A 12,563-nucleotide genomic window follows, 5' to 3' on the forward strand; every position below is an offset into this window, starting at 1 on the left:
GCCATGCAGGACGCCATAGCCCTCATCGAGCCGATCATTCCGGCCCTGCGGCGCTATGCGTTCGCCCTGGTGGGGCCTGACGGCGACGCCGACGATCTGGTGCAGGACTGCCTCGAGCGGGCCGTCGGCCGTTGGGGACAGCGCCGCGCCGACGGCAACGTGCGCACCTGGCTGTTTTCCATCCTGCACAACCTCGCGGTCAGCCGCTTCCGCCGGACCCGGCGCCGCGGCCTGGGCGTCGCGCTCGAAGACGCGCCGGCGTCGGCGCTCGCCGTCTTGCCGGCCCAGGAGGACGTTGTCCGGCGCCGGGAGTTGCTGCGCGCCCTCGGCCAACTCTCGGAGGATCAGCGGAGCGTGCTCCTGCTTGTGTCGGTCGAGGACCTGACCTACGCCGAGACGGCGCGGGTGCTGGGCCTGCCGCTGGGAACGGTGATGTCGCGTCTCGCCCGCGCCCGCGAGACCCTTCGCAAGATCATGGAGGGTCAGCCGGCCAAGGCCGCGCGGCCCGCTCTCAAGATAGTCAAATGACCGATCGCCCCATCACAGAAGAAGACTTGCACGCCTACGTCGAGGGCCGGCTTGACGACGCCCGGATGGCCGCCGTGCGGGGCTATCTCGCCGATCACCCCGAGATCGCTGAGACCTTGGCCGGCTACAGCGCCGACCGCGCGATGCTGCGCGACGCCCTGCGCCCCTTCGCCGAAGCGCCAATACCGCCGACGCTCGACGTCCGGCGCCTCGTCGAGGCGCGGCGTGGCCGGTCCGACGCCTGGCGCATGCCCGTCGCCGCCTCCCTGGCTCTTGCAGCCGGCCTCGCCGGCGGCTGGGCCATGCGCGGAGTGGCGGTCCCGCAGAACGGCGTCGCCGCCTTGGCGCGCGAGGCGGCCGAGAGCTACCGCGTCTATGCCAATGACACCACGCGTCCGGTGGAGATCGCCGCGGCGGACGAGCCCAAGCTGGTGGCGTGGGTCTCCGACCGGCTGCAGCGCCGCGTCGTCCCTCCCGACCTGACCGCCGCCGGGTTCCGGCTGCTCGGCGGACGCCTGGTCACCACGCCCCACGGCCCGGCGGCGATGTTCCTCTATGAGGGCGCGAAGAGCGAGCGGCTGGCGGTGGTGGTCCGGCCCATGGCGAACGACGAGACCACCCGGATGTCCGAGCATGGCGACCATGGGGTGGGAGGCGTCGCCTGGGCCAACAAGGGCCTGGGCTACAGCCTCGTCGGCTCGGCCAGCGCGCGGGAACTGCATCCCATCGCCGACGAGGTTCGACGCGCCGCCGAAGCCCACGTGTGACGCCCGCGCATCGTGCAGCGGCTGGCGACAGCCACGATGGACTCTACGCGGCCTCGGAGGGACTCGAACCCCCGACCTTGGCTTTAGGAAAGCCCTGCTCTATCCGGCTGAGCTACGAGGCCACGCGAGTGAAATCAGCCACTTAGGCCCCGTCCCTGGTCCGTGTGTGTTTCGTGGGGCACACATGGGGCACAAACGACAAGGTTTCGAGCCTGATCACGCGCTCGGATGCCATGGGCGCTCGATCCGCGCAATGACTGCGTAGTGCCCGTATCACCGGCTGGCCGGTGTTCATTCCAGCGTCTGAGCGTCAGGATCACCTTCGGGAAGGTCCAGTAGCCAATCGCCCTGTACGCGGCGCGCTCGAAGGCGCCCAGCGATGGCATACACGTCTTCCATCTGCTGAAGCAGGCCAGCCACCTGAGGGTCCTGGCCTTGTGCGGCTGCACCTGCTGCCCTGCCGGCTGTGATCAGGGTGTCGACGACGATACACTTCCCGTCGACATCATCGATCAGCGAAAGGGCAGCGGGGCCGAGGCTGAATCGAGGAAGACCATCGAGCAATAGCCGCACTTGCCGCACTCTACCGTCCTGCAGTCGGGCCGTTCCGTCGCCGACCTCACCGGCCTTAATGAGGTCGCCCACCGAGATGACCGAGGCAGCCAGCATCTCAATGGCTCGCTGGATCGCACGCTTGGCGCGTAGACACTCGGATCGGCATTCGACCGACCTCATGTGCAGAGGCACCCAAAGCGCGAAACCCGCCGAGGCCAAGATCGCCGCGACCACACCGAAGGCCTGCGCCCATGCTGCCTGTCCCTCGTGCGCGTCCATGCGGCACCAGACATCCGCGAGTTCGGTGACCGTCGCAGCGCAATGCATGGGATCGACCATGGTGACGACGCTCTCACGATTCCGCCCCGCCGCTGAGTGGGTCCCTAGCTGTGGAGAACGACCTATTAAGCTTGACGAGGAGCGGTGCACCGCCTCCATGTTCCGCAATTGTTCTCGGAGAGCTGCATGGGAGATCGTCGCGGCCCAATCCATGTCTTGGCCTGGCAGCGCACGCTCGGCGAAATGGCGTTTCACAAGACGGTCCTCGCGCTCTGCTGCGACGACCCGAAGTGCAAGGCCTGGACCGAGCTCGATGTCGCCGGCATGGCGCGGTTCCGCGGCAAGGCCACGTCCTTGTGGGACTGCCGCCCGCCGTGCCCGATATGCGGGGCAGGGGGCCACTACATGGCGTCGCTCGGCCACGGCACGCCCTTCAGGCCCCTTCTGACGCCGCCTGGGCGCAAGGTCTTCGGGCTGGAGGGGACAGCCAACGACGACGCGCCTCCGGATGACCCCGCCGCGCGGCGGAAGGCCTGGCTACGGTCCTTCGGCTTCACCAGGCGCGACACGCGCCGCATCAAGCAGTTGGCCGAGGACTGCCGGCCCGGGTGGGCACCACCGGCATTGGACGACCTGGACGTTCCGGTGCGCGTCGCCGCCGCGGCGATCGAGGATCGGCACAAGCCGAACGGCGAGACCCTCGGGACCTGGGCCGGGGCGATGCTGCTGTATTGGAGGCTGACCGGCCGGGATTTCGAGGCTTGGGCTAGGCGCCTGCGTCAGCGGGGGTAGGATCGCGCCCATGACCGACGACGAGATCGAGCGCAAGGCGAAGGCCGAGTACGAGGCGTCGGCCGAAAGCGGTCTGCAACTGCCCTGGGAAGAGATCCCCGAGGCCCGGCGGGCGATGTGGCGCGAAATCGTCCAGGGCAATCCCGGCGCGGCGGAGGCCTGATCCTATGTGCGGCCGCTTCGACACGTCTCATCTGACCTGGGCGGACATTCACCGCCAGCTCTCGACGCTGCTGCCCGTCACCTCTGCCCCGCTGAACGTGCAGCCCAGCGCCGACGTGCGGCCGACCACGCCCCAGGCTGTGGCGCGCGTCGAGGACGGCGGGTGGATCGTGGAAAATATGCGCTGGTCGCTGGTCCCCCACTACTGGAACGGCAAGCCGCTGAAGGACACCGAGAAGGGCAAGGGCGACGGCTTCAAGCTGACCACCTTCAACTGCAAGACCGAGCCCTTCACCGACCCGGACGGCAAGCCTTCGGTGACCTGGGCCGGCCCCTTCAAGAGCCGCCGCTGCATCGTGCCGGCGAGCGCCTGGTTTGAGTGGACCGGCGACAAGGACTCGAAGGCGAAGCACCGCTTCGCCCGCGCCGATGGCCAGCCGATCTGGTTCGCGGGCCTCTGGAGCCCCTGCCGCACGCTGGACGAAGGCGAGATCAAGAGCTTCGCGATCTTCACTGGCCCCTCGGGCGGCTGGCTGAGCGACTATCACGACAGGGCGCCGGTGATCCTTGAACCGGACGAGTGGAGCACTTGGCTGGACTCGCCCCAAGGCACCGTGGAGCTGATGAAGTCAGTCCGGCCGGAACGCTTCGAAGTGGACGTTGCAGCATGACAGCGGACGAAGCCGATGAGGCGCTCGCCAAGTACGGGCCGGACGACTTGGCTTTCGCCCTGGCGTACGCCGCGAAGCACGAGGTCGATCCGGAGTGGCGTAGCGCGCTGGACCGCGCGAGGGCTGCTGAGGGCGGCGGCGGCCGGAAGTCACGGGACCACCGGCGCGGGCGCCGGGGCTGAGGTTCCGCAAGCCGGGGATTACAAGGGTTGGCGGCTGATGGAACCGCGTCCGGCGCAGCGCCTTTTGTCGGACGCGTGACGCCAAACCCGCCTTCCCACCAGAAGCTGTAAGGCGTCACGTAGGGGCGGCTGCTGCGTTGTAGCCGCCCCACCCCGCCACGACGGGCTACCGCGGGACTACGAAGGGGTGGCGGCTGGCTTAGGCAAGAACCTCTTTCAGGTTTTCCTCATACCACGGCTGGAATAGTCCCGGCACATATAGCTCAGGTATCTTGAGCCGCAGAGCGACCGCGTAGTCTGACAAATCCGGGCCCCGCGCATCTCGCTCGGCAATTAACGCTTGACGCTGGGGCTCCGGGCACAAGGCTGCGAGGGCCCTCCAGAAAGCTTTTATCTCGCCGGTCATCTGTTCGGAGCGTTTCATGTTCTCAGAACTGGTGAACTCCTTGAGTAGATTATCGAACTCTTCGCCAGTATCAGTGGCTTCATCTTCGGAATCAAAGGCGTGCATGTACTCTTTGACTTCGACGAAGCGCTCCCAGCAGTTGTTGTTCCCCTCCCTGGGAAGAACAACAACGTTGGTTCCGAGCTGCTGGACTATGCGCGAGTTGGTGTTTCTTGCCGAGAGGTACATCCCCCGGCATACCTTCACGTCCATTGTCGTCTTAGCGATGCGAATCTTGATGCCGGTCAACTCGGCGACCTTCGCGCGAATCACACCACGCCCGATGGCGGGCGTTAGTGGCTGGCAATGATCAAAAAGCTTTTGATAGGTCATTTACGCCGAGGGTATGCCCCCAGCGCCGCCGAGGATGATTAATCCTCGGATTGTACCTCTTCAAAGTCGCCCTCTTCAAGTTGAGTGACGATTTTGTTGACCTGCTCGGCGATTTGCTGAGGGGTCTTTTCCCGGCTCGTTCCTGGGAAAAGTTTGAAATTACTCGCGTGGAGACCATCGTCTCCAAAGAGACGACGCTTCGCGATATCCGTTTGCGTCGACATTTGCTTCTCCTGCGACGAGGCGGAGTGGGCAAAAACTGCCTAGCTCCGCGCCGTCAAGCGCGAATTTAACTCAATTAGTGGGTTTTGCCCACATATTTTTGTTGACACCCGATTCTCGGGGGAGATTCAACCACTCCGAGAGGGGAAAATGCCTACGCAATTAGATGGTTGCAAGGGGAATTCCGAAGGCGGCGCGTTATTAGTTGGTAATGTGTCCCAACTCAAGTCCCTCGCCGCCAATACCCCTTCCATTTGCGGCTGACCGGGTGCGCAGAGATAGGGTGCATGAAGTCGAGCAACCCGGGCAACGACGACCTTGGTCGGAGGACAATCGCGGCTCGACTGCTCATCGGGCATAGTCCACGTCAGTGGGATAGCTCATCGCGCCGACACGAGGGGCCGCCCCTGGTGAGACTGTGGCCGGATCCGGAGCGATGGTTCCGGCGGCCGCCGGGGCGCTGACGGGTCGCACCGGCACCTTGTGCGTCTGGGTCGAGCCGTTCGGCTGCTTGATGGTGACGTGAATATCGCCGTGCACCGTGGTGCGGCCGGCCGAGCCGCCATCGGAGGCCAGGCGCATGGTCTGGGCGTAGCGGCCGGACCAGTCCTTCGCGTCCGTATAGTTGCCGAGGACGCGGTTGTAACCGCTTGGCCTCTCGAACTGGACCATCGCAGCAGCGGCCTTGCGCGGATCGTCGCCAGCAGTGGCCAGCATGTTGCCGGCATCCCACTCGCTGCCGCCCAACTCCACCTCGGCGTACTGCATTTGCGAGCTGGTTTTCCACGGATCCAGCCCATTCGCCTGAGCCCACTTCAGGAACGGCTTCCAGCGGTTCGCATGCAACTGGAACATGCCGAACGCTGTCGGTCGCCCGTTCTTGTAGTCGCCGAGCGCATGGCTATCGAGGTTGCTTTCCTCGATGCCTGCGCCGACGATCGCGGCCGCCTGGGCGCGGGTACGACCTCCGGCCATGTAGTACTGCATCATGGCCTTCTCGATCACCGAGCGCTGGGCACTGCCTGCTTTGCCAGCGCCGAGGTTCCCGCCGGCCCATGGCGCGGTCCCAACAGCGCGACCGCCCGACGTATCGACGTAGCCCGGCGCGATTTTCTCAGCCATCTGCACCACGGCGTCGCGGATCGGATTCAGCACCTGCAGCAGCCCGGCGCCGGCCTGGGTCATCTTGTCAGTCAGGTCGACCACGGCTTGGCGCGTCTCGCTGCCTGGCGTCTTCTCCTGGTAAAGACCGGCCACAGCGCCCGCCATGGCTTGACGCACGGTGTCCTCGTTGCCGCTCTTCATGGCGTTCGCCACGGCCTCGGCGAACTTCTGGCGCGCGGCCGGCGTAAGGTCGCCGCGGCCGCCGATCTGGCCGGCGAGCGCCTGAAGGTTCCCCATGCCGTGGGTGTTGGCGATCTGCCCGATGGTCGCGTAGCCGGAAGCGCTAAGTGAGGCCGGATCTATGCCAGCATGCCCCAGCATCGCCGCGGAGGTTCCCAACAGGCCTTGGTCTTGAAGTCCGACCAGTGCCGCCGCCTGGGCATGCGACGACAGCCCGAACGTGTTCTTGACGGCGTCCAGCATATAGCCGCCGTTGCCATAGAAGCGCCGGAACTGCGGGATCACCTTTTCGAAGTTCGTCTTGTCGTTGAGGCCAACTCCCCGGCCCATCATCCCAGCCAGCGGGCCGGAACCGAAGGTGCCGCGCGTCGTCCCGAACAGGCCACCCTCCATGAGCGCCAGCGCGTCGACGGGCTTGATCCCCGGAGACGAATTCCGCAGGGCCGCATACATGAAGTTCATCGACGCCTCGCCCATCGCGCCGCCGCGCCGCATGGCGGAGTCGGCGGTGCCGATCAGCGCGGCCGCGCCGGCGGGATCGAGACCCGGCAGGCCGCGCGAGGTCAGCGACGTCAGGGCGTTCGCATAGGCCCCGACATTCGAGACGCCCAGCGTGGCCCGGGCGTTCGCCTGGGTGTAGTCGGCGATCGCCGAGAGCAGCTCGCCGACCTTGCCGGTGTAGCCGCTCTTCGCCACCGCATCGCCGATCAGGAGCGCCAGGCGGCGTGCTCCGGCATCATCGCGACCGATGCCGTTTCGCGCCATCTGGCCGAAGAACTGCGTGCCTTCCATGGGGTCGATGCCATAGGCGCGCGCGAACCCCACGCCGGTGCGCAGGCGGCCGCCGATGTTGTCTCCGGCGCGGATGTTGCCGACCTCGCCGGCATAGGCGTTCCCCAGCCGCTGGAGCTCGACAAAGCTGACCCCGAGCCCGACACCGGCTCCGCGGACCTGATCACGCAGCCGGTCGAAGTCGACGCCAAGGTCGCCCATGCGGCGCTTCAGCGTGTCGAAGCCGGTCGATTCTTCGGTGGCGAGGTCCACAGACCGGGTCGCCATGCCCATGACGGAACTGATGCCGGCCAGCGCCAGCATGGACCGCCCGAAGCCCATGGCGCTGTTCATCGCCCGATGGACGCCGCCCTGGAAGGACGACCCGCCACCGCCGCCGCCCCCACCACCTCCGCCCCCGCCGCCGCCGCCGAGGTTCGGCACGCCGGAGCCGGCGAACTGGGTGCCCTGCATTCCGTAGGTCAGGACGCGCCGACGATGCTCCGCGGCTCGCCGCTGATCACTGAAGAGCCCCTGGTGTCCGGCATACCAGTCCTGCTCGGTTCGGAAGCCGCGCAGGCTCGCCGAGCGCGGCTGCATGCCGGCGAAGTTGCGCATGAACGTCGTGGCGTCGCCGCCGCTGATCGGCGTACCGAACTCGCGCGACAGCATGGAACGGGTCTCACGGGCGCGCCGCAGCAGGTCGGCGAAGCCGCGGTTCGCGGTCTGCGTAGCGCCGGCAATGCCGGCGACGGCGGCGGCGACGTCCTCAAAGGATCCGGCGAGATCCTCCGCGGCGCGCTGGGCGCCGCCGGTATCCGCCCGGATGGGAATTTTGACTTCTTGGACCATTGGATCAGGCCGCGACTGGCGTCAGCCCAAGTCGGTGACGAGCGGCGCCGATCTTCGCCTCGTGAGCCTCGAGTTCGGAGAGTCTCCAGCGCGCGGATCTGCCGAAATGGACGGGTGCCGGCAGCTCCCCGCGGTCAACCAAGTTGTAGACTGAGTTGCGGCAGATCCGCAGGCGTGCAGCGACTTCGGCGACGGTGAGGTAGCGTTCAGACATGGACGGTGGGCCTCCGATTTCTCAGAGAGCTTTGCGTCACGACGCTGAGCGGTCTTGGGCTGCGTTGGACCTCAGTGCGTCGTGACCTGAACTTGGCGGTGAGGAGTACCGCCATGCACACCGCCGAACATCAGGCCACAAGCGACTTCCAACCATCCGATGAAGACCTCGCCGAGGCGGACGAAGCCGCCGAGATCCTGTTCCCGCACGACCTTGAGGCCGCGGCCTGGGGGGAGATCGACGACGCCGAGTTGATGGCGCGGGTCGATTTCAGCGAGGAGCTGCACCGGTACGCCGAAAATTCTGGCAGCCCGTACTTTCACCTGCTCGCCGATGTAGTTGCCTCGCCGGGCATCCATGCATTCGCTGCCTGGGAAGCGGCCTACGCGAGTTGGGACGTTCGCGCCGTGCTCCATGGCAGCGTACCGCCGACATCCATCACGGACGCCCTCCGGGAGTCCACGAAGGCCGTGCGCAACACGGCGCCGGCGTCGGACTTGGAGACGGCTTGGTGGCTGCGGATTCGAAGCTTGGTCGCCGCATACGCTCAGGTGCGCCGCCAGTTCCCTCGAGGCGGTTCACGGGCTTGGGCCACGTTCGTGGAGCTTACGGCCTTTCACGGCGGCGGCCGCACTGGCCCTACGGCGCGCCGGACACCGACTGAGGCGTTGTTGGTGGCCGAGGCCCGAGCCGAAGGGTGTCTTGTCGACTTCTAAGAGCGCCGGAAATCGCGCGCCGGACCGAGAAATATCCCAGCAGCGTCCGCTGTATCCCGGTGAATTCCAAAATACCGCGTTGGTCCCCGCATGTACCCGTTTTCACCCGCTTATCCTCGCGACGCGGTCATCTCCCGCATGGGAGGTTTTGAGCAGCCTTGGGATCGAATGAAAGAGGTTGAAATGAGCGATGGACCTCCAGAGCGGCTGCTACCCGAGCCGGTCGTGAAAGACCTGACATCGCTTTCGTACGTGACCCGCTGGCGCCTCGTGAAGACGGGCCAATTTCCCGCGCCGGTGCGCCTCACCGCGGGCCGCGTCGGCACGCCTGAATCTCAGGTGCGGTCATGGATTGCCGAGAAGATGGCCGCGGCGAAATGAACCGCGACCTATTCGAAGACCGCGACGATGACGTCCCGCCGGAGCAGTGGCAGGAGGCGATGACGACATCGCCCAACCTGCAGGGCGGCCTCGACGCGCTGCAGAAGATCGAGTCGCCGGGCCGCTGCGCAGTTGTGTACGACGTCGCGGCGATGACGAAGGCGGGGAATGACGCGATCGCCGACAAGAAGAACCTCCCGGTGAGACTGTCCGAGGCTGATCGGGACATAATCAGGGACACGTTCCGTGCGGCATCCGACGAGGCTCATGCTCTCATCGAACAGCGCGGCCTAGTGTTCGCGGATTACATTGCGGCGGTGAGGAACGGCGAGGTGGTCACCCTCAGGGTCGCTTCGGAATTATGGACCATCGCCAAGGTGCGATTGCCACAACTTCAGGAGAGGGTGCCCGCCGTTGTCGAAGCGGATCCTTCAGATGGGAGTGCCGCCGCGGGCTCGACGCTGACGGTTGTCCCGGCCGCACCAGCGACCGTGGTCCAGCTTCGGCCTCGCGGTCGCGCTGGCGGTGCCGCGCCCGCTCAAGCTCAGCAGGCCCGCGAATATCCCCAAGCTGAAGACGCCATCCACGCGTTCAACAAGCGGTTTGCGTTCGTGCGCATGGGCTCCCGGCTAATGGTCGCCGTCGAGAAGTCGGACAGGGTCGACTTTATGCTCGAGAGAGATTTCCACAGCCTGACCGATAATGAACGTGTCGATCTCGACGGCAAGCCGGCTCCCATCTCGAAGTTGTGGAAAGCGTCGCCGATGCGCCGGACTTACGAGAACGGCGTGACATTCTCGCCCGGCCGAGAACCCGAAGCCGGGACCCTGAATCTGTGGCGCGGCTGGGGCGTCGCCCCGGACCCGCTCGCCAGTTGCGAGCTGTTCCTCAACCACCTCGCCGATGTCATCTGCCGGGGAAACGAAACGGCTTACCTCTACGCGCTCGGATGGCTTGCCCATATGGTTCAGAGGCCTTGGGAAAAGCCCGGGGTGGCGTTTGTTGTTCGCGGGCTCAAGGGGGCGGGCAAGGACACTGCTGCGGAATACGTCAGCCGGATGGTGGGCTCGCGCCACGCACCCGGCGTTTCAGATCCCAACCAGGTGACAGGGAGGTTCAATTCCCACCTCAGCTCCGCGCTCATCCTCCGCGTGGAAGAAGCGTTCTGGGCGGGCGACCACCGCGCCGAGGGAAACCTGAAATCGTTGATTACAGCACCCAGTGTGTTCATCGAGCGCAAGGGCGTCGATGGCGTCTCGGTGCCGAATTTCACGCGCTTCTTCATTTCCGCCAATGCGTCGTGGGTTGTCCCGGCGACCTTCGACGAGCGGCGGTTCTTCGTGCTGGAGGCGTCCGAGGAACGGCGCGGCGACACGCGGTATTTCGGCGCACTGTACGCGGAGATCGAAGGGCGGGGACCAGCAGCTCTGCTTCACTATCTCCAGAATTTCGATCTGGCGGGGTTCGATGTCCGCGCGGTGCCGCAGACCAAGGGGCTAGCCGAACAGAAGCTCGCTTCACTTCGCGGACTGCCGCGCTGGTGGTTGGAGCGGCTCCAAGAGGGCGATCTCTCGGATCAAGAGAAGTGGGAGCACGGGTACGTCCAGGTCGGCCGGGAGGAACTCCGTGATCGGCTGGCCAAATGGCTAGAACGGCGACGCCACGATGGCGATCCGTTGAGCGCCGAGCAAATCGGCACAGAGCTTCGGAAGATGCTGCCTGATCTGCGCAGCAGCCAGCCCCGTTTGAACGGGGAGCGCCGACGCGCCTACATTTTCCCATCGCTTGAGGAATGTCGGACGGCCTTCCAGAGGTTCATCGGCCATACCATCGACTGGGGCGATGCCGTTGTTGGGCGGACCTAACACCATGTGACGCGTGTGCCAGCCTGTTCCAGCGGTCACACTATAATTGGTTGTTTCTTCTAGATATTTCCTGGGTGGAACAGGTGGAACAGGTGGAACAGGTATTTTCCCACACGCAGCTTTGGCCTCTTGAGAGCCGTCATCCGAGCCAGCTAACCAGTCGTATCCCACATGGGGAATTTGCCCACCTGTTCCGGGTGTTCCGCCTGTTCCAAGGGCCAAAACTTGGAGCGTTTCTCTGAAATTCCCCGAGTTTTTCGGAACAGGCAGCGTTCATGATGAGGCTCATTGAGCCGGTGCCGCCCGTGCCTCGCCTTGCCGCTGCCGGCAGGCTCTAATGGATCAGCTTACTCATGTTCCGGCATGCGTCCAAACCGCGGACGAAGACGAGCATCCCGCCCTCAGGGCCGGAGTGGCGCAGCCTCGCCACACCATCATCCACTTCAACTTCGTCAGACGAGGCGCCGGATTCCAACTGGGGCAGCAGCGTTGGCTTTGCCATCGCAAGAGTCGTCTCGACTGGCGTGCAGCCAGCCTCCACAACGTACCACTTCCGATCACCTGCAGCGGCCGCCGGCGCCGCCGCCGCCGATCCGCTTCCGGCACTGACCGCATTGCCGTCGGCCGCGGCGTCGGCCGCTCTGGCGGCATTTTCCTGCGCCAGGTTCTCCGCCGCCGGTGCCTGGTCAGCGTGGGCGTCCACTACGGGCGCCGACTTCTGGCACCCTCCGACGCTCACCACCGCCAACGCGGCGATCACCATGGAAAATCGCACGGCGTCTCTCCCCCAACTGGTCCCGGCCGAATTTACGCACACGCGACCTGATCAGTCCGGGGAAATTCCGTCGGCGGCCGGTGGTGACACTTCGACGACCGCCGCTGGTGATGTCGCCGGCCGAGCAACCTTGACTAATCAGGGGGGAGGGCCAGGCTCGCGGCGACTGAAACTCGGGGCTTGGAAATGAGAGACCTGATCAGGTTCGCCGCCGCCGTCTTCGTCGTCCTGGGCGGGATCATCTTCGCAGTGTGCGCGGCAATGACCTTGGGCATTTTTGCGAGCGAAGCCGGCGTCGACGGCGCGACCATACCTGGAATGGTGGTGGCGTTTGGCGGCCTCGTGTCAGGGTCGAGCATCGTGCTCGTTGGTGGTACCGCATACCTGATGGCGTCGATCGACCAGCGGCTGGAATTCGCGCTGCGAAAATCCGACTTGGCGCCTGCAGGCGGCTCGATGACGGCGGACGAACTCGCGGCAGCACAGGTCGGCTAAGGCGCAATTCTGGCGGAGCTGAAATGATGCCGGTTGAGCGTATCGAAAGGATCATCAACGGTGCCGTCGTTCAGAGGGCTGAACCTGCCCCTAACGGGCTCTACGCGTGCTTGCCTTCCGGGGCCAACATGCGCCCTGTCCTATTGTCGACGCTCGACGAGGTGGCGGACTACCTGCGGGCCAATCCCGGGTCGGGAGTCCGGATGAACCCGGG

Annotated in this window: 15 protein-coding genes and 1 tRNA gene; 9 read left to right on the forward strand and 7 right to left on the reverse strand. The window is 65.5% G+C overall.

Annotated elements, in window-relative coordinates:
- The first annotated feature begins 3 nt into the window (after positions 1-3).
- A complete protein-coding gene (locus tag VNW53_RS11620; protein ID WP_325555822.1) occupies positions 4-528 on the forward strand; it encodes a sigma-70 family RNA polymerase sigma factor in 525 nt (174 codons plus the stop codon).
- The gene (locus tag VNW53_RS11625; RefSeq protein ID WP_325555823.1) at positions 525-1,295 is read left to right on the forward strand and encodes an anti-sigma factor; all 771 of its coding nucleotides are present in this window, start codon (positions 525-527) and stop codon (positions 1,293-1,295) included. Before VNW53_RS11620 ends, VNW53_RS11625 begins: the two co-directional genes overlap by 4 nt.
- 48 nt (positions 1,296-1,343) lie before the next feature.
- On the opposite strand, the gene VNW53_RS11630 is transcribed toward VNW53_RS11625, so the two are convergent.
- Together VNW53_RS11630 and VNW53_RS11635 are read right to left on the reverse strand one after the other, a co-directional pair.
- A tRNA-Arg gene (locus VNW53_RS11630) sits at positions 1,344-1,417 on the reverse strand.
- Between the two features lie 169 nt (positions 1,418-1,586).
- The gene (locus VNW53_RS11635; protein ID WP_325555824.1) at positions 1,587-2,189 is read right to left on the reverse strand and encodes a hypothetical protein; all 603 of its coding nucleotides are present in this window, start codon (positions 2,187-2,189) and stop codon (positions 1,587-1,589) included.
- A gap of 126 nt (positions 2,190-2,315) precedes the next feature.
- Here VNW53_RS11635 and VNW53_RS11640 point away from each other — a divergent pair, with 126 nt between their 5' ends.
- Genes VNW53_RS11640 through VNW53_RS11650 form a run of 3 tightly spaced genes read left to right on the forward strand, consistent with a single transcriptional unit; the run spans position 2,316 to position 3,754 of the window.
- Entirely contained in the window at positions 2,316-2,921 is a 606-nt protein-coding gene (locus tag VNW53_RS11640; RefSeq protein WP_325555825.1) for a hypothetical protein, read from the forward strand.
- A 10-nt stretch (positions 2,922-2,931) separates the two neighbouring features.
- On the forward strand, positions 2,932-3,084 hold the full coding sequence (locus VNW53_RS11645; RefSeq protein WP_325555826.1) for a hypothetical protein: 153 nt from the start codon (positions 2,932-2,934) through the stop codon (positions 3,082-3,084).
- Positions 3,085-3,088: 4 nt separating this feature from the next.
- A complete protein-coding gene (locus VNW53_RS11650) occupies positions 3,089-3,754 on the forward strand; it encodes an SOS response-associated peptidase (RefSeq protein WP_325555827.1) in 666 nt (221 codons plus the stop codon).
- 381 nt (positions 3,755-4,135) lie between these two features.
- Here the strand turns inward: VNW53_RS11650 and VNW53_RS11655 are convergent, their stop codons facing one another.
- The 4 genes from VNW53_RS11655 to VNW53_RS11670 form a co-directional block, all read right to left on the reverse strand.
- Positions 4,136-4,714, reverse strand: coding sequence for a hypothetical protein (locus VNW53_RS11655; RefSeq protein WP_325555828.1), 579 nt, complete (start codon positions 4,712-4,714; stop codon positions 4,136-4,138).
- Between the two features lie 38 nt (positions 4,715-4,752).
- A complete protein-coding gene (locus VNW53_RS11660) occupies positions 4,753-4,938 on the reverse strand; it encodes a hypothetical protein (protein WP_325555829.1) in 186 nt (61 codons plus the stop codon).
- A 346-nt stretch (positions 4,939-5,284) separates the two neighbouring features.
- Positions 5,285-7,903: a phage tail tip lysozyme gene (locus tag VNW53_RS11665; RefSeq protein ID WP_325555831.1), complete on the reverse strand. Its 2,619-nt coding sequence runs from the start codon at positions 7,901-7,903 to the stop codon at positions 5,285-5,287.
- Positions 7,904-7,907: 4 nt separating this feature from the next.
- A complete protein-coding gene (locus tag VNW53_RS11670; protein WP_325555832.1) occupies positions 7,908-8,117 on the reverse strand; it encodes a helix-turn-helix domain-containing protein in 210 nt (69 codons plus the stop codon).
- Between the two features lie 113 nt (positions 8,118-8,230).
- Here VNW53_RS11670 and VNW53_RS11675 point away from each other — a divergent pair, with 113 nt between their 5' ends.
- The 3 genes from VNW53_RS11675 (at position 8,231) to VNW53_RS11685 (ending at position 11,079) form a co-directional block, all read left to right on the forward strand.
- Entirely contained in the window at positions 8,231-8,833 is a 603-nt protein-coding gene (locus VNW53_RS11675; RefSeq protein WP_325555833.1) for a hypothetical protein, read from the forward strand.
- Positions 8,834-9,001: 168 nt separating this feature from the next.
- A complete protein-coding gene (locus tag VNW53_RS11680) occupies positions 9,002-9,214 on the forward strand; it encodes a helix-turn-helix transcriptional regulator (RefSeq protein WP_325555835.1) in 213 nt (70 codons plus the stop codon).
- Positions 9,211-11,079 (forward strand): primase-helicase family protein, encoded by a 1,869-nt coding sequence (locus VNW53_RS11685; protein WP_325555837.1) that lies wholly within the window; start codon positions 9,211-9,213, stop codon positions 11,077-11,079. Before VNW53_RS11680 ends, VNW53_RS11685 begins: the two co-directional genes overlap by 4 nt.
- A 334-nt stretch (positions 11,080-11,413) precedes the next feature.
- On the opposite strand, the gene VNW53_RS11690 is transcribed toward VNW53_RS11685, so the two are convergent.
- Positions 11,414-11,854: a hypothetical protein gene (locus VNW53_RS11690; protein WP_325555839.1), complete on the reverse strand. Its 441-nt coding sequence runs from the start codon at positions 11,852-11,854 to the stop codon at positions 11,414-11,416.
- A 186-nt stretch (positions 11,855-12,040) separates the two neighbouring features.
- On the opposite strand from VNW53_RS11690, the gene VNW53_RS11695 reads away from it, so the two are divergent.
- Entirely contained in the window at positions 12,041-12,349 is a 309-nt protein-coding gene (locus VNW53_RS11695; RefSeq protein ID WP_325555840.1) for a hypothetical protein, read from the forward strand.
- The last annotated feature ends 214 nt before the right edge of the window (positions 12,350-12,563 follow it).

Origin of the sequence: Phenylobacterium sp. (genome assembly GCF_035569475.1) — a bacterium.
Classification (GTDB): domain Bacteria; phylum Pseudomonadota; class Alphaproteobacteria; order Caulobacterales; family Caulobacteraceae; genus Phenylobacterium.

Coding starts and splice junctions, on each gene's coding strand:
- VNW53_RS11670 (WP_325555832.1), bottom strand. CDS start 8,117: ATGTCTGAACGCTACCTCACCGTCGCCGAAGTCGCTGCACGCCTGCGG.
- VNW53_RS11680 (WP_325555835.1), top strand. CDS start 9,002: ATGAAAGAGGTTGAAATGAGCGATGGACCTCCAGAGCGGCTGCTACCC.
- VNW53_RS11640 (WP_325555825.1), top strand. CDS start 2,316: ATGGGAGATCGTCGCGGCCCAATCCATGTCTTGGCCTGGCAGCGCACG.
- VNW53_RS11650 (WP_325555827.1), top strand. CDS start 3,089: ATGTGCGGCCGCTTCGACACGTCTCATCTGACCTGGGCGGACATTCAC.
- VNW53_RS11635 (WP_325555824.1), bottom strand. CDS start 2,189: ATGGTCGATCCCATGCATTGCGCTGCGACGGTCACCGAACTCGCGGAT.
- VNW53_RS11660 (WP_325555829.1), bottom strand. CDS start 4,938: ATGTCGACGCAAACGGATATCGCGAAGCGTCGTCTCTTTGGAGACGAT.
- VNW53_RS11645 (WP_325555826.1), top strand. CDS start 2,932: ATGACCGACGACGAGATCGAGCGCAAGGCGAAGGCCGAGTACGAGGCG.
- VNW53_RS11655 (WP_325555828.1), bottom strand. CDS start 4,714: ATGACCTATCAAAAGCTTTTTGATCATTGCCAGCCACTAACGCCCGCC.
- VNW53_RS11620 (WP_325555822.1), top strand. CDS start 4: ATGCAGGACGCCATAGCCCTCATCGAGCCGATCATTCCGGCCCTGCGG.
- VNW53_RS11675 (WP_325555833.1), top strand. CDS start 8,231: ATGCACACCGCCGAACATCAGGCCACAAGCGACTTCCAACCATCCGAT.
- VNW53_RS11685 (WP_325555837.1), top strand. CDS start 9,211: ATGAACCGCGACCTATTCGAAGACCGCGACGATGACGTCCCGCCGGAG.
- VNW53_RS11665 (WP_325555831.1), bottom strand. CDS start 7,903: ATGGTCCAAGAAGTCAAAATTCCCATCCGGGCGGATACCGGCGGCGCC.
- VNW53_RS11695 (WP_325555840.1), top strand. CDS start 12,041: ATGAGAGACCTGATCAGGTTCGCCGCCGCCGTCTTCGTCGTCCTGGGC.
- VNW53_RS11625 (WP_325555823.1), top strand. CDS start 525: ATGACCGATCGCCCCATCACAGAAGAAGACTTGCACGCCTACGTCGAG.